The following is a 19,781-nucleotide window of genomic DNA, read 5'->3' as shown; positions in this document are numbered from 1 at the left end:
CGTGTGCTGCTTGAGGTCGATGATGGGATACGCGACCAGTTGTCCGGGCTCATGCACCGTGACGTCGCCGCCGCGCTCTACGTCGCGTAGCTGTACGCCGAGAGCGGCGAGTTGGTCGGCGGTGGCGAGCAGGTGCTCGGGTTTGGTCCGACGGCCGAGCGTGACCACTGGTGGGTGCTGCACCAACAGCAGCACATCATGCGGTTCTTCACCCGAAATGCGCCGACGCGCCGTCTCGCGTTGGAGGGCCCAGACCTCGTCGTAAGGCACGAGGCCCAGCGCGCGGACGGACAGCAGTCGTTCATTCATGTGCCCCCTCGGTGACGACCGTCGCCGTGCGCGTGTCGTGCGTCGAACGATGTGTGGTGCATATAGCGATAAGTCACGCGGAAGCCCATCTTACGCAAGCTTCCGGTAACTCGGTCCACTCGATGGAGTCTTCAATGTTCAGTGCCGTCCACCGCATCCTCGTCACCGCGGCGTTCACCGTGTTGCCGGCTGCCCTTACCGCGCAGGCCGCCGCTCCGGCCGCCACTCCCGCCGTCGCTCCCGTGCCCCCCAAGCCGACGACCGAGGCGGCCGAAGGGAAGTTCCTGCTCCGCGTGCGGGGACTGGGACTGATCACCGGCGACAAGTCCGACGCCGTGCCGTTGCTGGGGTTGCCCGCCGATCGCATTACGGCGAGCGACGTGGCGTTTGCGGAGCTCGATCTCAGCTACTTCGTGACGTCGCATGTGGCGCTTTCCGTGAGTGGTAGCTATCCCGTGTCACACGACGCGTTCATCAACGGCACCAAAATCGGCACCTTCAAGCAGACGTCGCTCACGGCGCGCGCCATGGTGTACTTCTGGCCCACCGCGCGCGTGCGGCCCTACGTGGGCGCCGGTGTGTTCGTGGCGCCGATCTCCAATGTGGATCTCGCGGCAAACGGTGTCGGGCGCTTCGGTCTGGACACGCCAGCGGTTGGTCCCGTAGGGCAGCTCGGCGCGGACATCAAACTCAGCAAGCGCGTGTTTCTCAACGCCGACGTACGCTACGCGCTGGTGAAGACGACGCTCACGGCAGGCCTGAACCCGGTGTCGGACCTCGGGTTGAATCCGCTCACGTTCGGCGGCGGGATTGGGGTGAGATTCTAACAGCAAAGTAGGGAGTCGGGGGTATGGAGTACGGGGTAGGGCGGGGAAAGAGGTCCGACTCCCGACCCCGTACCCCAAGCTCCCTACTCGTCTTACGTTCCCCGCATGTCGTCGGCGCTAGACCCCAAAACGGTTCCGTGGTCGATCTTACTTAAGAACGACGCCAAATCTGTTACGTAGTGTACTTGCTTGCATGTGTACTAGGTGGAAGATATCCTTGTGTGACACTATACTAATGAAGCACTCTTGCGGAACACTGTTACGGGCTGGCGTCCCTCGATCCGGCCGCACTCCACGACTCATGGGTTTCTTTCATGCCCCCATCCGACCTCCTGGTCGACCGGCAAACCGAACGCACCGGGCTTCGGCAATTGCTCGAGCGGCAAGGACCGGTACTTGCCTTGGTCACTGGGCGCCGTCGGGTGGGCAAGACGTTTCTTCTCAGCAACACATGGCCGGACGCGCAGCTGTTCTACTTCGTCGCGACCGAAGCCACCAGCACCGTGAACCGGCGCGAGTTGCTGCAAGCGATCAGTCGCACGTTCGGCCAAGACATCAACCCTGAAGATTATCCGACGTGGCGCACGGTTTTCCGCCTTCTCTTCGAGCTGGCCGCGCCACATCCCCTCGTCATCGTGCTGGACGAGTTCCAGTTCTTGATGGGCAAGAAGGACGGTATTCCGTCACAGCTCTCGGCCGTCTTCGACGTCCACCGCGATCAGCGACCGTTTGTCTTGGTCCTCAGTGGATCGGCCGTCCGGACGATGGAGCATTTGAACGCCGGCGATGCCCCCCTGTACGGGCGCTTCAGTCGCGTATTTTCATTGAAGCCGTTCGACTATTTCGATGCCGCGGCGATGATGACATTCCCCGCGTTGCGGGACCGTGCTCTGGCGTATGGCGTCTTCGGTGGCACTCCGCGGTATCTCACGACGCTACGGTCCGGGTGCACCGTGGAGGAAGCGATTTCCGCCGAAGTCCTCGCACCAGGTGGGGATGTGCGCGTGCAAGTCGAGACGGTCATCGATCAGGAACGCGGCTTGAGGAAGCAGCATGAGTACAAGGCGCTGCTGCGCGCTATGGGCGCCGGCCATACCACCGCCAGCAACATCGCGACGTTTGCCGGTACAGAGCCTGGGAACGCGACGAAGATCATGCTCGACAAGCTGGTCTTACTAGGCTACGTCGCCGCCGAGCGCAACTTCGCCGCCAAACCGAATGCGCCGATCCGCTATGTCTTGGACGACAACGCACTCCGTTTCCATCACGAATTCGTCGAACGCTACCGTTCGGAACTCGCTCGATACTCGGCCCCTGACGTCTTTCGACAACACATCGCTCCACGCCTCGACACGTACATGGGCCACGTGTTCGAGCGGATCGCCCGCGAAGCGTACATCCGCCTTGGCCCGTTGCTCGGACTCCCGATGCTCGATGAGTGGGGACGCTGGGAGGGCACCGTGACCCATCGACAGAGCGCAGCCGTCGAACCCCGCTCATATGAAATTGACATCGTCGCGCGACTCACCGGCGGCTCGATGATGACGGGCGCGGTGAAATGGGGCGATCTCGGCCTCAACGTGCACGCAAAACACCTGCGCGAGTTGAACGTGCTCGCCGATGCCGGCCACCGGTGGGCGCAGGAGGCGATTCAACCCAGCGCCCCACTGCTCTATGTCTGCGGAGGCACGCTTGCGCCGAACTTCGTAGAACGCGCTAGCGAGGATGGACATCCGATCGTGGCGTGGACACTCGCGGATCTGTATGCGGGCGAGTAGGGAGTACGGGGTAGGGAGTACGGCGAAGGGTACGAAGCCAGGGCATCCTACTCCCGACCCCGTACCCCCGACTCCCTACTCAGCCGTCAAGCATGCAGCATCTTCCCCATCGAGTCCAACACGGCCTCGCCGATCGCTTCGGACAGCGTGGGATGCGCGTGCACCGCGAGATCGATTTCTTCTACGGTGAACTCGTTCTCACGCGCCACTACGAGCTCGTGAATCAGCTCGGTGGCATGGGCGCCCACGATGTGCGCTCCCAGAATCTCTCCGTACTTGGCGTCGCGAATGATCTTCACGAAGCCATCGGTTTCGCCGCTGGTGCGGGCGCGTCCGTTGGCTGAGAACGGGAACTTGCCGATCTTGTAGTCGAGTTTCTGGTCCTTGCACTGTTGCTCGGTGAGGCCGATGCTGGCGACTTCCGGATGACAGTAGGTGCAGCTCGGGATGTTGCCGTAGTTCACCAAATGCGGATGCTCGCCGCCCAGCAGGTCGGCCAGTACATGCCCTTCGCGTGAGCCCTTGTGGGCGAGCATCTGATTGCCGGCCACGTCGCCGATGGCGTAATAGCCCGGCACGTTGGTCTCGAACTTCTCGGTGATCTTCACGAAGCCGCGTGCCGACTTGGCGATGCCGACGGTCTCGAGGCCGATCTTCTCCACGTTCGGCGCACGGCCGGCGGCCACGAGCACCTTCTCGACTTCGAGCGTGTGGGTTTTGCCACCCGACTCCACCACGAGCGTCGCGCCCGTTTTCGTGACCGTGGTTTTGGTGATCCTGGCCCCGGTCAGTATCTCGATCTTCCGCTTCTTGAACGCCTTCGTGAGCTCGGCGCTGGAGTCGGCGTCTTCGATGGGCAGAATCGTGGATGCCACTTCCACCATCGTGACCTGCGAGCCGAACGCGTTGAACACATCCGCGAACTCGCACCCCACTGCGCCGGCGCCCACCACGACCATCGTTTTCGGGGCCTTCTCGATGATCAGCACTTCATCGCTGGAGAGCACCACGTTCCGGTCGAGTTCGAGCCCCGCCTGCGGCAAGCCCTTCACGCGCGAGCCGGTGGCGATGACCACAGCCTTCCTGGCCTCGTGCGTTTCCTTCTTGCCGTCGGCGAGCGTCACGGTGACCTTCTTGCCCTTGTCGAGCATGCCTTCGCCGCGGAGCCACTGCACCTTGTACTTCTTGAACAGGAACTCGACGCCCTTCGAGTTCTGCGCGCTGATGCCGCGCGAGCGCTTCATGGCCGGACCGAAGTCGAGCGTAATACCGTCGAGCGTGATGCCGTGTTCGGCGGCCTTGCCGACCTTGATGGCGAGGCCCGCGCTTTCCAGCAGCGACTTGGCCGGGATGCAGCCCCACAGCACGCAGGTGCCGCCGAGGCCTTCACGTTCGATAACGGCCACCTGCATGCCCAGCTGGGCGCAGCGGATGGCGCAGACGTAGCCGGCGGGACCGCCGCCAAGAATGATGACGTCGAACAAAGCCATGATAGTCGGGGATAGACGGGATCTAGGGAGAGCCACCGAAACGTAGCGGAAAGCACCCGTTGGTGTGCCCCGTACTCGCTTTACCCCCGACTCCTTACTCCTTTCCGAGCAGCCACTGGACGGCCGAACGCCACTGCAGTGTTCCGGGCAAGCTGCGCGTGGGCGGGGACTGGTCCTGTGTGATGAGCAGCGCGACGGCACCGGGGTGCATCGATGCCGCCTCGTGGAGCGCGCGTACTTCCCGCTCCCAAGTCGCGTCGTTCGTGGTCTCGAGGCAGACCTGCACCAAAAGGCTCTCTCCGGGCCGCGTGGCAAAGAAGTCCACTTCTCGGTCGTCGCCGACCCGTAGCCACGAAACGGCGTACTCTCGGCGTTCCAACTCAAGCAGGACCGCCGTTTCGAGGGCACGCCCCCGGTGCTCGCGGCCGGGCCGCTCGTACAGCGGGATGAGACCGGCGTCTATCGGGTACACCTTCCGCGGGTTCACCATTCGCTGTCGTTCCGACGTGCTGTGCATGTCGAGCACGCGGACCAGAAAGGCATCCTGCAGGTGGGCGAGGTAGGCGTGCAGGGAGTCCTTGCCGATCGGTACGCCCTGCGATTTCAAAAAGTTGTAGAACTTTTGCACGCTGAAGCTTCCGCCTGGCGTGGAGAGCAGGTGCCGCTGGAGCGCGCGCAGCGCGGTCGGGTTCGAGACATTGTGGCGCTCGATGACGTCGCGAAGGACCATCGTGTCGACGTATCCCGTGAGCAGTCGTGCGCGGTCTCGGAAGTCGATGCCCTGCGCCTCCGGGAATCCCCCCGACTCGAGATACTCGCGGAGCCGTGTGTCGAGCGCTGCTCGCTCCGAGGCGTCGAGGCTGTGCCACGCTGCGGTCGGCTCCGCCTCCGCATGGCGGAGGACTTCGCGAAAGGAAAAGGGATGCACCAGCACCTCGAGCAACCGTCCCCGAACGGCCGTGGCGACTTCCTGGCTCAGCAGCTTCGCCGAGGATCCGGAGATGACGATGTCCACATCCTGCGCTTCGACGAGGCGGTGGACCAGCGACTCCCACCCCGTGACAATCTGGATTTCGTCGAAGTATACGGAGAGGAGGCCGTCGGCTCGGACATTCGGGAATTGCCGCGCGTGCTCCTCAATGACCCATCCGAGATCCAGCGCGTTCATGCCGACCAAGCGCTCGTCCTCGAGCCCGAGCAGGACTTGCGATTCCGGGGGACGCCCGTCGGCGATACGGTCTGCCCGAAGCTGGTGCAGAAACGAGGTTTTCCCACCGCGACGCACGCCGATCACGGCGAGGGGTTTGCCCGGAATTCCCGGGATCCGAACGTCCCGACGTGTGAGCCTACGAGGGCGCACGGTCAGTGCCTCTGCGAGCTTCGCGCGCAGCAAGTCGGCGGATACTGTCCTTTCCATAAGGATAAATTATGCCATGTTTGTCCTTGTGGGAAGGATAAATTCCTCTATTGGCGTATCGTACGCACGCCGTCCGAGTACACCACCTCGACCGCCCGTCCGCCGGTCACCACCGCGTCGCCGGAACGCCTCACGAAGCCCATCAGCGCGCCGGTTGCTGCGTCGCGCACCATGGCCATGGGGTAGGCCGCGCTGTTCCACGTGACGCGCGCGCGGCCGGTGGTGGTGCGATCGACCTGGGCCTGAAGCTGCGGGGCGATCGGCGTGCCACCGGTGCCGGGTGCGGTCATGCGGGCGCTCTGACGTGCCACCGCCAAAAGCGGGGAGCGTGCGTCGCGCACCCGGATGGTTGCCAGTCGCTCTTCGAGGGCGCTGCTCCACGGCACGATCACGGCGAACTGCCGTTCATCGGTCGCGGTGGCGTGGTCCACCCGCAGCGCCTCGATGGGGGTGTCGAGCAGCGTGGCGCCGGTGGCATCGAGCAGTTCGAGGCGATGCGACGCCGACGTCGTGCTGGCGCTGACCGGAGCGATCACGCGGAACGCCGGTTCGAGCTGGATCACGCCGTTCACCACGCGTCCCCACACCAGCAGCCCCTCGCCCGGCGCGTTTGTCGATGCGATGCCGCCCGACGCACTGCGGTACTGCATCACGGCAGCCCAGTTGTAGTCGCTGATCCACTGGTTGCCGCAGTAGCCCATGACGTCGGTCGCGGTGGGCGACACGAGCGTGTTGGAGAGACTGTTCCATCCCCAGAAGTTGATCACGCCGCCCGCATGCGGATAGTTGGCGTCGCCGGAGGTGCCGCAGGGGGCATGGTGGCGGGAGAAGTTGTGGCCCCACTCGTGCGCGGCCACGCGATCGCCGCTGGGGAGGTGGTCCCAACCGATCGCGGCGCGACCGGGCACGTAGCCATAACCCGCGATGCCGCTGGTGTACGACACCTTGACCACGCCGTAGTAATGCATCGTGGTCGGCGCGCCATCGGTGGTCCGCAGCGCGTTGATCTCACTGAGCACCGTGAGCCACTGCCCGTTGCCATCGTTGCTCTGGATATCGGTGGCGCTCGAGGTGAACGGCGCGCGCACGTCGGCGGAAATGGTGTTCAGCGGAAACATGCGCTGCACCGACGACAGGAACGACGCCCGGTTGCCCGTGGTCACGTTGCCGGTGAGGGCGCCGACCACGATCGGGACGAATCGCACGTTGAACGTGGGCACGGTATTCACGCTTACGCTTTGTGGCGAGCCGGTGGTCGGCCACGTGTTGTCGCTGCGGTCGGCGTCGGTGACGGCCAGCGTGGGATCGAGATCGACCAGCACGCGCGTGGTGGGGCGGATGTTCGCGCCGGGTACCGCCACGTTCCAGGTGGAGGCCATCGTGCCTTCGTCGATCGTGGTGCGGACACTGGTTTCGGGAGCCGTGATCGTGGCCGTCTGCAGCAAGGCGGCGCCGTCGTAGATGCGCACGCGCACGTCGGGGCGCGCGCTATTGGTGGCGTTGGCCCGCACGAACACCCGCAGCAGCGCGTCGCGTCCGGCCACCAGCGTGACTGAATTATCGAGCCGCTGAATCGCTTGCGTGAGATAGACGTTCGTGATCGCGTAGTTCGCGGCCATGTTCGTGGCGTACGCGAAGCTGGCGCTGGCGTTGCCGTTCGGCGTGATCGATACGTTCAGCGACGACGGCGACGGCGTGTAGGTGGTCGAGCCACTCACCACCGTGTTGGCGGTGATCGTCCAGCTACCCACCGCCAGTGACGATACCGTTCCGGCACCGTTGGCCATACGCGGCGCGCCGGTGCCCGTAAGGGAGAAGGTCGGCGTGATGCCACCCGGGATGCCGCTGGTGGAGATGGTCACGGCACCGGTAGCCAGCGCATACGACACCGTGGCCGGCGCGGCTGCGAGCGAGGCCGTCACCGTAATCGACTGCGAGGTAGGCGACGGCACATACGTAGCGCCGGCCGCCGACACGCTGGCGGCGGTCACGGTGTAGCTGCCGGGCGCCAGCAGGGTGAGCGTCGTGGTGCCGGACACGCTCTGCGCGTAGCCGCCGGGTCCGGTCACGATCACGCTGCCGGTGCCGCCGCCGGGGAGGCCGCTCACGACCACGGCGATCGCGCCGGTCGTGATCGTGTATTGCACCGGCAAGCGCAGCGTGTCACCGGCGGCGACGGTGGCGTCGCGCGTGGTCGGGGTGGGTAGATAGTTCGCGCCGCCACTGGTCACGCCGGCCGCCGTCAACTGCCAGCGTCCGGCGGCAGCAGGGCTGATGCGCGTGGTGGCCGTGATGGGCGACGCGCTACCCGCTGGTGCCGTGAGCGTGATGTTGGCCGCGGTGCCGTTCGGCAAGCCGGTCACCGGTACCTCGACGACCGTGGGCACGACCGTGAAGGCGACGTCGGCTGTGGAGGTCGTGCCGGTCGTGACGGCGAGCGTTTGGGTGGCGGTGGCTGGCCGGTAGCGCACCCCTGCCACGGTGAGCGGCGCGGCCGACAGGACGTAGCTGCCAATCGGCAGTGAATCGAGCGTGGCGGGGCCACTGAGGGCCCGCGTGGCGCCATTGCCAGTCAGGGTCATCGCCGGCGCCGCGTCGGTGGGCAAGCCGCTGGTGGTGACGACCAAACGGCCCACCTGAGCGGCGTAGGCCACGGTTGCCGGAGCCGCCACCAGCGAGGCGCTCACGGTGACGGTGACAGTATCGGCGGCGGGGCGAAAGCTGATGCCGCCGGCCGTTATGGTGGCGGCGATCAGCCGGTAGGCGCCCGGCGTGAGTTCCGTGAGGGTGCTCGTCGCGGTCACCGTCCGGCTGAACCCTTCGGGACCGCTGACCTGCACGGCACCGGCCAGCCCTGTCGGCAGACCGGTCACGGCGACGGCCAGCGCACCGCTGGACACGTCGTAACGCAGCGCGAGGCGCGCGGTGTCGCCGAACAGCACGAGCGTGTCGATCGCCGCGGGCGACGGCGCGTAGCGGAAGCCGCCCGAGAGCAGCGTCCCCGCGGTGACTTTCCAGCGGCCCGGATTGGGCGAGGTCACCACTCGCGAGGCAGCAACCGCGACGTCGCCGACGCCCGGCGTGGACACGGTCACGGGGGCGTCGACCCCGCCCGGCATTCCCAGAATGGTGAGATCGATGGCGGTGGGCAGCGGCGCGTACGTGATGGTGGCCGTGGTGGGTGTGGATCCGCTCACGACCGTCACGGTAAAGGTGGACGGTGTGGCGGCATACGTGCCGTCGGCCGTTCGCACGGCGTGCACGGTCACGGTGTGCTGGCCGGCCGGCACGTCGACCCAACTCACGGTGCCGGTCGCGGCGCGCGTAAACGCGGCGCCGGCGACGGTGATGTCCGCGTTCGTGCCGGTGGGGAGTCCCGCTATCGCGAGGCTCAGGATTCCAGGCGGAATCGGCGCCGGCGCGGGTGGCGGCGGGCGCGTGAGGGGTCCGGCCGGCGAATCGCCGCCGGCGCAGGCCGACAGGAGGGACAGGACACAGAGCAGCGCAAAGCGCGGAGAGAATCGTCGCATGGACCAGGCGTTGGGGGATGCCAGAAAGACGATCGATCGCGCAAAACGCACCACTCACGTGAGTCTCGCGTTGTGAGTTGAAGTTTGGAGTCATGGGTTTTCACTCACGACTCCGAACTTTGACTCACGACCCACCACTCACGTGAGTCTCGAGTTGTGAGTTGAAGTTTGGAGTCATGGGTTTTCACTCACGACTCCGAACTTTGACTCAATTCCCATCACTCACGTGAGTCTCGCGTTGTGAGTTGAAGTTTGGAGTTATGGGTTTTCACTCACGACTCCGAACTTTGACTCACTACCCATCACTCACGTGAGTCTCGCGTTGTGAGTTGAAGTTTTGAGTCATGGGTACTCAAAACTTCTGGCCTAAAACAGCATCATCATCGGCGCTTCGAGCAAACTACGTAGTGTCTGCAGGAACTTGGCCCCTACGGCGCCGTCGATCACGCGATGATCGCAGCTTAGCGTGACGCGCATGCGCTGCCGCGGCACGAACTGACCGTTCTCCCACACCGGCTTCGTTTCCGTGGCACCGACCGCCAGGATCGCCGCTTCGGGTGGGTTGATGATCGCCGTGAATTGGTCGATGCCGAACATGCCGAGGTTGGACACGGAGAAGGTGCCGCCCGTGAACTCGGCGGGCTGCAGTTTCCGTTCACGCGCCTTCTTCGCCAGTTCGCGCGCGTCCTTGCCGATCTGTCCGAGTCCCTTGAGATGGGCGTCGCGGATCACCGGTACGATCAGTCCGTCGTCGGTCGCCACCGCCATACCGATGTGCGCCGCACTGAAATAGCGGATGTGATCGGTCATCCAGTGCGCGTTGCACTCGGGGTGCCGCGTGAGTGCGATGGCCACCGCTTTGATCACGATGTCGTTGACCGACACCTTGTACTGGTCGCCGTTCGCCACCATCTGCTCGCGCAGCTGTCCCACCTTCGTCATGTCGATTTCCGACGTGAGGTAGAACGTGGGCACGGGGCCGATGGACTCGCTCAGGCGACGCGCGATCGTTTTGCGCATCTGCGTGAGTGCCACGTCCTTGAACTCGCCGTCGATCTGCATCGTGGTGGCGACGGCGGTCGGCGCGGACTTCGACGAGGTGGCGGCGGGTGCGGCTGCAACGGCAGGCGCGGTGGTTGCCGCGATCGGCGCCGATGCCGCGGAATCCGACGCGGCGGCGCCTTCGATGTCGCGACGAATCACACGGCCCCCGGGGCCGCTGCCGTGAATCGCGCCGATGTCCACGCCTTTCTCGGCGGCCATGCGTCGCGCCAGCGGTGACGAGCGCACGGGACCCGACGGGGCGTCGGCGGCGGGCGCCGCGGTCGGCGTCGCTTCAGGTGCGACCTCGGCGGCGGGTGCTGCGGCGGGTGCTGCGGCGGGTGCTGCGGCGGGTGCTGCGGCGACAACTGGAGCCGGCGCCGATCCGCCAGTCAATGCGGCGATGTCCTCGTCGGCGGCGGCGATCACGCCGATCACCGCGCCCACGGCGGCTGTGGTGCCCTCGGGAACCAACTGCGCGCGCAGCACACCATCGCCGCGTGCGACGAGTTCCATGATCGCCTTGTCGGTTTCCACTTCACCGATCGTGTCGCCCGTCTTCACGGCGTCACCGACGTTCTTGACCCACTTCACGAGGCGTCCTTCCTCCATCGTGGGAGAAAGCGCCTCCATCATCACTTTCGTTGCCATGATCGCTTGGTCAGTCGAGGTAGAGAACCTGTCGGATTGCCGCGATCGTCTTCGGCAAGTCGGGCTTGGCGGCCTTTTCGAGACTCTTGGTATACGGCATCGGCGCATCGGCCTGATGCACGCGGAGCACCGGTGCATCGAGGTAGTCGAAGCAGTAGCGCTGCACGTAATCCACCACCTGCGCGCCCACGCCGCACACTTCCCATCCTTCTTCCACCACCACGCACCGGCTCGTCTTCTTTACCGACGCGGTGATCGCCTCGACGTCCATCGGACGGATCGTGCGCAGGTCGACGACGTCGCAGGTGATGCCTTCCTTCGCCATCTGGTCGGCGGCCTGCAGCGCCACCAGCACCATCTTGCCGTGCGACACGAGCGTGACGTGCTCCCCTTCGCGCTTGAGCTCGGCCTTGCCGATCGGCACGATGTAATCGGTGTCGGGCACTTCGCCCTTGGTGTTGTACAACATTTCGCCTTCGAGGAAGCACACCGGATTGTCGTCGCGGATGGCGGCTTTGAGGAGTCCCTTGGCATCGTACGGCGTGGCCGGGGCCACGACCTTGAGACCGGGGATGTGCGCCAGCCATGATTCCCACGCCTGTGAATGCTGCGCCCCGAGTTGCAACGCCGCGCCATTCGGGCCGCGGAACACCATCGGCATCGGGAACTGTCCCCCCGACATATACAGCATCTTCGCGGCGGCGTTCACCACTTGGTCTATTGCCAGCAGCGCGAAATTCCACGTCATGAATTCGATGATCGGACGCAGGCCGGCCATCGCCGCGCCGACGCCGACGCCGGCGAATCCGAGTTCGGTGATCGGCGTGTCGACGACGCGCATCTCGCCGAATTCCTGTAACAGTCCCTTGGAGACTTTGTACGCGCCCTGATAGACGGCGACTTCCTCACCCATGAGGAAGACGCGGTCGTCGCGCTGCATTTCTTCGCGGAGCGCCATGTTGAGCGCATCGCGGTACGTGATCACGGCCATGGTCGTTGGGCTCTCAGCTCGTGGTTTCGACGAGAATGTCTTCCATGAGCGCCTCGAGTGGCAACTCCGGGCTCTGCTCAGCAAAGTCGATGCTGTCCTGCACGATCTTCTTGATCTCTTCGTCCATCGCGGTCAGGTCGGCCGGCGTAATCTCGCCGGCTTCTTCCATGCGTTGACGGTGCAGGGAGATGGGGTCGCGCTTGAGATACTGCTCGAGCTCTTCCTTCGTGCGGTAGGTGCCGCTGACCGCGTCGGACATCGAGTGGCCCATGAAGCGGTACGTGCGGATCTCCAGCAGCGTGGGCGTGCCGTCGGTGCGCGCGCGGACGATCGCTTCTGCGGTCGCCTTGCGTACGGCGTACACGTCCTGACCGTCCACCACATCACGCGGCATATCATACGATGCGCCGCGCTTGTAGATGTCGTGAATGGCCGAGGCGCGCTCGAGCGAGGTGCCCATGCCGTAACGGTTGTTCTCGATGATGAACAGGCACGGCAGCTTCCACAACGCGGCCATGTTGAGCGCTTCGTGAAACGCGCCGTTGTTCACCGCCGCTTCGCCCATGAAGCACACGATGACCTGGTCACCGCCGCGATACTTGATCGCGAATCCTACGCCGGCGGCGATCGGGATATGTCCGCCGACGATGCCGTGCCCCCCGAGAAAGCCGAGTTGCTTGTCGAACAGATGCATCGACCCGCCCTTGCCCTTCGAGCAGCCGTCTTGTCGTCCGAACAGCTCCGACATCACCGCCCGTGGCGTCATGCCGCGCGCGAGCGCCTGGCCATGATCCCGATACGTCGTGATGATGTAATCGTCGGCGCGCAGGAGCGACATGACGCCGGTGGAGATGGCTTCCTGACCGATGTACAGGTGACAGAAACCGCCGATCCGACCGATGGCGTACATCTCGGCGACGCGTTCCTCGAACCGACGCTGCAGCAGCATCGAGTAGAGCAGCTCGCGATTCGTGGCCGCCGACGTGCCTTCCGATGCGTTGGCACCGGCCTTGGCATCGGCCTGAATATCGGCCCGTACGGGCTCGCCCTTCTTGCGGGGTTTCACTGTCGGCATGGGGGAATGGACGGGTGGTGAATTCTGAGGCGAGAAAACGGCGCTAGACGCCTGCGGCCTGCACTTGCTCCCAGGCGTGATAACTCGAGCGCACGAGCGGACCGCTCTCGACATGCTTGAAGCCGAGCTGCATCCCGACCTGGTACAGCTCACGGAACTCTTCGGGTGTGACATAGCGATCGAGCGCGATGTGTCCGTCGGAGGGGCGGAGGTACTGGCCGAGTGTGAGGATGTCGACGTCGACGGCGCGCAGCTCCTTCATGACTTCGACGACTTCTTCGTTGGTTTCGCCGAGGCCGAGAATGATGCCGGTCTTGGTCGGGATATCGGGCGCGATTCGCTTGGCGATCCGGAAGATTTCCAACAGTCGCTCGTACCGACCACCGGGGCGCGCCTTCTTGTACAGGCGCGGCACCGTTTCCGTATTGTGGTTGTAGATGTCGGGGCGCGCATCGAGGACGGTGCGGATGGAGTCTTCGTTGCCCTGAAAATCGGGCACCAGCACTTCGATCGAGCAGCCGGGCAGGCGCTGATGGATCTGCCGAATCGTTTCGGCGAAGATGAAGGCGCCGAAGTCGGGGAGATCGTCGCGGTCGACCGAGGTGATGACGGCGTGGCGCAGGTTGAGCTCCGCGATCGCCTGACCCACGCGCGACGGCTCGTCGAGGTCGTACTTGGGCGGACGGCCATGCGACACGGCGCAGTACGCGCAGTTACGCGTGCAGACGTCACCAAGGATCATGAAGGTGGCGGTGCCGTGCTCCCAGCATTCGCCGATGTTGGGGCAGTGGGCCTCTTGGCAAACGGTGTGCAGGTCGAGTTCCTGCATCATCTTTTTGAGGCGCACGTAGTTCTCGCCGCCGGGGGCCTTGACCTTGAGCCACGACGGTTTGCGCTCGGGGAGCGCTTCCCGACGGTGGCGTCCCATAATCTGAACCAACTGCTCGGCCATATTCTGCCAGGAAAGGCCCGGGGTGGTCCGGGACGTGATCTTGAGAAGATACCCCGCTGTTGCTTCTCAGGAAACGGCTCGGTAACCATCAAATCAAGAATAGCCGGAATTCAAGAGGGCGGAAACTTCCTGGGATGGCTATCGTACAGGAAAGACAACCCACTTTGCTCTGAGGCAGACCATGCTCCGTACCCTGTTCACCGTCGGCCTGATCGCCATGCTTGGCCTGGTTGCCCTGAAGTTGGTCTTCGGGCTCCTCGGTCCGCTGGTCGGGCTCTTGTTCATGCTGCTGGGCTTCGCGATCCGGGTGGTGCTGATCGCCGCCGTGATTTATTTCGTGATCCGGGTGGTCAGTCCGAGCACAGCCGAGCGCATCGAGAAGGCGATCCGGCGCTGATTCGACAGGCGGGCTGAGAGGTCAGACCCCGTCGGCATCTTCACCGGCTTCCGCACCACCGCTTTCGCCGCCGTCCTGGTCGCGCTTCCCGCGTGACCGGCGGGCACCTCCTCGACGTCCGCGGCGTCCTCGGCGCCGCGCTCGCGCGGCGCTGTCGAGATCCGACTCGCCGCTGTCACCAAGCGAATCGTCAGCATCGTCCCGAGCCATTGTCGGCTCGCCGATCGAGTCGGTCCCGCCTTCCGTGGCGCTGCCAGCAGCACCCTCGTCCGTGTCGGCTGAAGCGCCGTCGATCGTGCCGTCCTTCTTGGCGCGGCCACGCCGCGATCGACGGTTGCGGCGCCGCTTCTTGCGCGGCGCCGTGTCCTCGGCACCCTCGGCTTCAGATGCGTCGGCGCTTTCGGCAGCATCACCCGACTCGTTCTCGTCGTCATCGCGGTCCTCGTCGCGCTCGTCGATCACCGGCGGCGTTGGGGACCGCTCGACATACAACGACTCCGCCTCGGCTTTCGTGTCGGATTCCGTGTCGGCTTCCGTTTCGGCTCGGCTGTCGCGGTCGGCCGGTCCGAGCGCGCGCTCCAGTGCGCGCTCTTGGCCATCGCGTTTGGGCGCGGGTGCTGCGAACGGATCGTCGAGCTCGATGGACGGATCGCTGTAGGGAGAGCGCGGCTTCGGCGCACCGCTCCGCGCGGCACGCTCGCCCCGCGGCAGACGTTCAGGGCGCGGTGGCTTGACTTCCCCTTCCGTCGCGTCCGCGCGCTGGCGGTTGGGGCGTTCTGGGCGTTCGGCACGGGGAGGACGCGTGTCGGCGACCACTTTGTACGCAGGCAGTTCCGGCGTCCGTTCCATCACTTGTCCGGATGGCGCGTCTCCCTGCTCCTCGGCCGGCCGATCACTCTTCGCGCGCTCGCGCTCGCGACGACGACCCTCACGACGGCCATTGAACGATTCTTCGTCTTCGGTACGCGGGCGGTCCCGTACCCGCTCGCGCAGCTTCTCGACCGAGAGTTCGGTCTCTTCGCGGCGCTTGCCGGTCGGCGCGCCACCACGCGCCGGACGGCGCTCGGCCTCGCCCGCAGTCTCGGCGGCTGATCCAGCCACTGCACGTCGACCGCGCGCTCCCCAGGCCCACTTGAGCGCAGCGAGGGCGTCACGTACGGCCACGCGGCGTGTGTCGCGCATCCGCACGCCGTACGTGGGCTCCATCGGGACCGACTCGACTCGACGGGCCAGCGGGACCAGCTTGAGCAGCAGATCAGCGTTCGCCGTCCACGAATCCCCGACGCAGATCGGCTCGGAGCCGGCCTGGCGCACGAGATCGCGCAGCGCGGAAATCCGGATCAATCGCATCGATGCCGTGAGGTCGTTGACCCCGTCCACGCGCACGAACGGACGCATGACCCAATGCGCGGCCTTGAACAGCCGACGCACCGGCACCGGCGCGTCAGCGACCACCATCCGCTCACCAACCACCAGGTCGGCACCACCTTCGAAGCGTCGCGCGAACTCGGGGACGATACCCGGCGGATCGGTGAAGTCCCCCTGCACGAGCAACATGGCATCGCGGCGCGGGTAGCGCGTCTGGGCCGAGACGTGCCGAATCAGCGCGTCGAGAGCACCGGCGTATCCGACGTGCGCTGCGCCCCGCAGCACGGTGACGGGCATCGCGTGCGCGTACTGCTCCGCCACGTCCGCCGTTTCGTCGGCGCTCGCATCATCGTACACGACGACCTCGTACTCGCGAGGGAATTCAGCGAGCACGGTGCGGATACGCCAAAGCAGGACGCCGATGGTGGCGACCTCATTGTGTGCGGGAATGGCGAGGTAGAGCACAGGAGCCGGTAACGGGACGCGCGAGCCAGCAGAAAAAACGCTGACGTACTGGTGTGCGTCCGATAATAACAGAGTGAGGCCTCCGGCGGAGCGTTTCCGGCGAGGGGAGATCGGGGTACGTGAAATCAAGGAGTCTGCGCCATGATTCTCGCGAACACACGCGCTCGGCTCGGGCGCGAAGATGCGCAACTGGTGGTTCGGCTCGTGGCGCGCGGTTCCGGGCGCGCCCAAGAGCATGCCGAGGCCAAGCTGGCCGATCAGGGGCTCGATCCGTTGCTCGACGATCCGCTCCTGCTCGAAGGACTGCTCGGTGCGCGGCAGGGCGCGCACGCCTCTTGGCCGCTCTTCACCTACGTGGTGGTGCGGCACGCGCTACGCACGGCTGGTGAAGACGATCGGCCGATCGCCGACTATGTGGCCTCGATCCTGCTCCACTTCGGGCTGCGGCAGCGGGCGCGGCAAATCGCCGATCACGACGACGCCACGTACGACACGCTGGCGTCCCTTGGCGACGATCTGGAGGGGGGAGACGCGTCGAGGAGCTTCGTGGCCAGAGCGCATCTGGGCAATTATGCTCTATGGCTCAGTGGGCTTTTCCCGGACCACATCGAACATCGGCGTTGGCATCGAGGTGGTCCCGATCTGGGGTATTTCGAGGAAATGGGGCAACGTGGCTTTCGGCTCGCCGCCGACCACCGGCTGGCGAGCGAGCACGGTCTGGCCCCACTCTTCGCCGTGGCCGCGGAAGGTTTTCCGCGGTTGCGGGTGGCACTCAACCGGGTGAGCGACCGCTTGCTGTTTCCCAACGTGCATACGCCGGAACGTCTGATGCGCCAGGTGCGCGATGAGACGAGGTGGCGGGCTTCCAGCTGACCGCGACTATCCTTCGGACGCACGACGGGTACGTTCACCGATCTTCTTCCCGCCCATGTTCGAACCGTTACGCGACGCCCTGCGCGGATTCTCCACGCGCCTCGATCCAGATGAACGCCGCGCGGCGACGCAGGCGATGCGCGACGCGCTCGTGCATGCCAAGCTTGGGCTCAATGACCTGCGCGCGTGGTTGGTGTCGACCAATACGCGCTTGGCCGCTGAGCGTGCCGAGCTCGATACCGTGCGTCGCCGACAGGGCCTGGCCGCGGACATCAACGACCAGGAAACGGTCGCGATCGCCGAGCGTTTTGCCGTACAGCATCGGGAACGCGTGGCGATGCTCGAGAGCAAGCAGATGGTACAGCAGCAGGAACTGTCGCTCGCCGAGCGCGACTATGAAGACATGGCGGGCGAGCTCCGTCTGATTCTTTCGGGCGTCGCACCGGGCGCCCCTTCGGTTGAGCGGTCCGGCAGTTCGGGAGCAGATCTGGATCTTGGCGACTCCCCTACCGTGGGTACGGACGACGGGTTGGACGACGGGTTGGATGACGGGTTGGATGATTCGCGGGCAGGTTCGCAGACGGACTCACTGCTGTCGCCGGCGCGCCGCACGCGTGTTGAGCGCGAAGCGGATGCGGAAGCGCGACTGGCGGCCCTGAAGCGCCGAATGGGCAAGTGATGGAGCGCTGTGCGATCGCGGGGGCGTGTCTGGCCGTCTGCCTGCCGTGGTGCACGGTGTCGGGTCAGGACGTACGCGCCGACGGGCCGAAGCAGCCTCCGGTATCGAGTCGCGGCCGCCTGCCCGTGACGGGCTGTGCGGGGCAACCGATCAGCGACATCATCGTCATCACGCAGCCGCCGTTCACCGATCGCCTTCCCAAGCGGCTCGAATGGGTGCGACGTACGGTTCGCCGGACACATGTGAACACCCGAGACGATGTGGTCCGACGATTCCTCCTCATGAAGGTCGGGGAACCGTGCAACCAGATCCGGCGCGCGGAATCGGAGCGCATTCTGCGTGCGCAGCCGTTCCTCGTGGATGCCCGTATCCGAGCGTTCGACGACGAGGCCGGCGGCGTGCGGCTCGAGGTGGAGACGCGCGACGATTTCAGTATGATCTTCGCGCCGATGCTGCAGTTGCAGTCGCCGTTGCTGCGCGGTATGCGTCTCGGCGATTCGAATCTCGGTGGATCGGCCACGTTGGCGTCAATCAACTGGCGGGATGGTCGCGGGTACAACGATAATCTTGGCGTGAACGTCGAGAACTACGCCTTCGGACGCGGACGGAACGAGTTCCGCCTCGCGGCTCAGCGCAATCGGTTCGGGCAGGATATGCGACTCGAGGTGGTCCGGCCGTACTACACCGACTTCCAACGCTATGCCTGGATCGGAAGTCTGGGCGGCACGCGAGAACCGATTGAGTTTCGACGCGGCGATCTGCCGCGCAATGCGCTCACGGTGCGCCGTGAGTTTGCGAACGTCGGCGCCGTGCAGCGTTTCGGTTCGGTGGGGCGACTCCGGCTGGTCGGTGCGTCGCTCACGCGCGAGGTGCAGAGCACGGATGCGCACTCGTATCTGCTCACGCGCGACGGAGTGAGGTCCGACACCAGCAGGGCCGCCGTGCCGACCTTCCGGCCACAGCGAGTGGTACGCCTGAACGCCCTCCTCGGTGTGCGCGCCATCCGCTTCGTGCAGGTGCAAGGGTTCGACGCGCTCACCGGCGCTCAGGACGTTCGTGTCGGTATGCAGTTTGGACTTGTCGCCGGACGGTCGATGGTCGTGCGGCAGGCGCGTGATCGCGACAATTTTTTGGCTGCAAATCTGTACGCGGGGTTTGGTGGAACGCGCAGCTTCATGGGTCTGCAAGCGGTCACCGAAGGGCGCTACGATCGCGACACGAAGGCATGGGACAATTTTGTCTCCAGCGGTCGACTCGCTTGGTATTTTCGTCCGGCCATTGGCCAGACAACGGTCGTCGAGTCGGAGTGGAGTGCCGGTCGCGATATGCGCGTGCCCTTTCAGCTCTCGCTCGCGGATCGCGAAGGCGGGGTGTTGGGTCATGGCGCGTCGCGTCAGGCAGGCGCGCGGCGTCTGGTGTTCCGCGCAGAGCAGCGACTGGTGGTGCCCACGCGACTGAATGTGGCCGACGTGGGCTTCGCCGGATTCGCCGAGGCCGGCCGTCTCTGGGCCGATCAGACGGTGCCGTACGGGATCTCGACGCCGTGGCGTGGCGCGGTTGGCGTGTCGGTGCTCGCCGCCGTGCCGCCGCGATCGCGGCGGTTGTGGCGCGTCGACTTCGCGCTGCCGATCAGCGCCGATCCGCAGCGCCGATTCGAAGTACGCTTTTCGAGCGTCGATCGTTCGCGTGTGTTCTGGAACGATCCGCGGGACGTGCAGGTGGGACGTGAACGCACGGCACCGTCCAGCCTCTTCACCTGGCCGTAGCGCCGCGAGTTCACGTCTGGAGTTGTGGGTGATTCATGACCCGGAACGTTGGCTCATGACCCAGCACTCACGTGAGTCTGGAGTTTTGGGTTGAAGTTCGGAGTTGTGGGTGATTCATGACCCGGAACGTTGGCTCATGACCCAGCACTCACGTGAGTCTCGAGTTTTGGGT

The 19,781-nt window shown here is 65.2% G+C and carries 15 protein-coding genes; 6 read left to right on the top strand and 9 right to left on the bottom strand.

Annotation, left to right across the window (positions count from 1 at the left end; all coding sequences use genetic code 11):
• Positions 1 to 309 (bottom strand): lipoyl protein ligase domain-containing protein (locus ACESNG_RS06480; RefSeq protein WP_407944704.1); only part of this gene is annotated, 309 nt, incomplete at its 3' end.
• A 134-nt stretch (positions 310 to 443) separates the two neighbouring features.
• Here ACESNG_RS06480 and ACESNG_RS06475 point away from each other — a divergent pair.
• Together ACESNG_RS06475 and ACESNG_RS06470 are read left to right on the top strand one after the other, a co-directional pair.
• Positions 444 to 1,136 carry an OmpW family protein gene (locus ACESNG_RS06475; protein ID WP_373062527.1) on the top strand — a complete coding sequence of 231 codons (693 nt, stop codon included), beginning with the start codon at positions 444 to 446 and terminating at the stop codon, positions 1,134 to 1,136.
• Between the two features lie 314 nt (positions 1,137 to 1,450).
• Positions 1,451 to 2,914 (top strand): ATP-binding protein, encoded by a 1,464-nt coding sequence (locus tag ACESNG_RS06470; protein ID WP_373062529.1) that lies wholly within the window; start codon positions 1,451 to 1,453, stop codon positions 2,912 to 2,914.
• Positions 2,915 to 3,000: 86 nt separating this feature from the next.
• Here the strand turns inward: ACESNG_RS06470 and lpdA are convergent, their stop codons facing one another.
• The 7 genes from lpdA to lipA all read right to left on the bottom strand — a co-directional run bounded on the left by lpdA (position 3,001) and on the right by lipA (position 14,037).
• Positions 3,001 to 4,404 carry a dihydrolipoyl dehydrogenase gene (gene lpdA / locus ACESNG_RS06465; RefSeq protein ID WP_373062531.1) on the bottom strand — a complete coding sequence of 468 codons (1,404 nt, stop codon included), beginning with the start codon at positions 4,402 to 4,404 and terminating at the stop codon, positions 3,001 to 3,003.
• 94 nt (positions 4,405 to 4,498) lie between these two features.
• Entirely contained in the window at positions 4,499 to 5,764 is a 1,266-nt protein-coding gene (locus ACESNG_RS06460; protein WP_373068288.1) for an ATP-binding protein, read from the bottom strand.
• A gap of 104 nt (positions 5,765 to 5,868) precedes the next feature.
• On the bottom strand, positions 5,869 to 9,351 hold the full coding sequence (locus tag ACESNG_RS06455) for a hypothetical protein (protein WP_373068286.1): 3,483 nt from the start codon (positions 9,349 to 9,351) through the stop codon (positions 5,869 to 5,871).
• Between the two features lie 366 nt (positions 9,352 to 9,717).
• The gene (locus ACESNG_RS06450) at positions 9,718 to 11,043 is read right to left on the bottom strand and encodes a pyruvate dehydrogenase complex dihydrolipoamide acetyltransferase (protein ID WP_373068284.1); all 1,326 of its coding nucleotides are present in this window, start codon (positions 11,041 to 11,043) and stop codon (positions 9,718 to 9,720) included.
• Between the two features lie 10 nt (positions 11,044 to 11,053).
• On the bottom strand, positions 11,054 to 12,034 hold the full coding sequence (locus tag ACESNG_RS06445) for a pyruvate dehydrogenase complex E1 component subunit beta (protein ID WP_373059002.1): 981 nt from the start codon (positions 12,032 to 12,034) through the stop codon (positions 11,054 to 11,056).
• 13 nt (positions 12,035 to 12,047) lie between these two features.
• Positions 12,048 to 13,109 carry a pyruvate dehydrogenase (acetyl-transferring) E1 component subunit alpha gene (gene pdhA / locus ACESNG_RS06440; RefSeq protein WP_373059000.1) on the bottom strand — a complete coding sequence of 354 codons (1,062 nt, stop codon included), beginning with the start codon at positions 13,107 to 13,109 and terminating at the stop codon, positions 12,048 to 12,050.
• Positions 13,110 to 13,152: 43 nt separating this feature from the next.
• Positions 13,153 to 14,037 (bottom strand): lipoyl synthase, encoded by an 885-nt coding sequence (gene lipA / locus ACESNG_RS06435; RefSeq protein WP_373068282.1) that lies wholly within the window; start codon positions 14,035 to 14,037, stop codon positions 13,153 to 13,155.
• 205 nt (positions 14,038 to 14,242) lie between these two features.
• On the opposite strand from lipA, the gene ACESNG_RS06430 reads away from it, so the two are divergent.
• Positions 14,243 to 14,458 carry a hypothetical protein gene (locus ACESNG_RS06430; protein WP_373058996.1) on the top strand — a complete coding sequence of 72 codons (216 nt, stop codon included), beginning with the start codon at positions 14,243 to 14,245 and terminating at the stop codon, positions 14,456 to 14,458.
• A 21-nt stretch (positions 14,459 to 14,479) separates the two neighbouring features.
• Here ACESNG_RS06430 and ACESNG_RS06425 read toward each other — a convergent pair whose 3' ends face one another.
• Positions 14,480 to 16,291, bottom strand: coding sequence for a glycosyltransferase (locus tag ACESNG_RS06425; protein WP_373058994.1), 1,812 nt, complete (start codon positions 16,289 to 16,291; stop codon positions 14,480 to 14,482).
• Between the two features lie 141 nt (positions 16,292 to 16,432).
• Between ACESNG_RS06425 and ACESNG_RS06420 the strand changes: the two genes are divergently transcribed.
• From ACESNG_RS06420 to ACESNG_RS06410, 3 genes are read left to right on the top strand one after another with little or no spacing between them, the layout of a single operon-like run.
• Positions 16,433 to 17,164: a hypothetical protein gene (locus ACESNG_RS06420; protein WP_373068280.1), complete on the top strand. Its 732-nt coding sequence runs from the start codon at positions 16,433 to 16,435 to the stop codon at positions 17,162 to 17,164.
• 55 nt (positions 17,165 to 17,219) lie between these two features.
• The gene (locus tag ACESNG_RS06415) at positions 17,220 to 17,843 is read left to right on the top strand and encodes a hypothetical protein (protein ID WP_373058990.1); all 624 of its coding nucleotides are present in this window, start codon (positions 17,220 to 17,222) and stop codon (positions 17,841 to 17,843) included.
• Complete coding sequence (locus ACESNG_RS06410) at positions 17,840 to 19,609, top strand: hypothetical protein (protein WP_373068278.1); 1,770 nt, start codon at positions 17,840 to 17,842, stop codon at positions 19,607 to 19,609. Before ACESNG_RS06415 ends, ACESNG_RS06410 begins: the two co-directional genes overlap by 4 nt.
• Positions 19,610 to 19,781: the final 172 nt, after the last annotated feature.

Origin of the sequence: Gemmatimonas sp., from assembly GCF_041689975.1 — a bacterium.
Classification (GTDB): Bacteria; Gemmatimonadota; Gemmatimonadetes; order Gemmatimonadales; family Gemmatimonadaceae; genus Gemmatimonas.
Note: the sequence above shows the minus strand (reverse complement) of the source record. Positions and strands in the feature narration are given on the sequence as shown.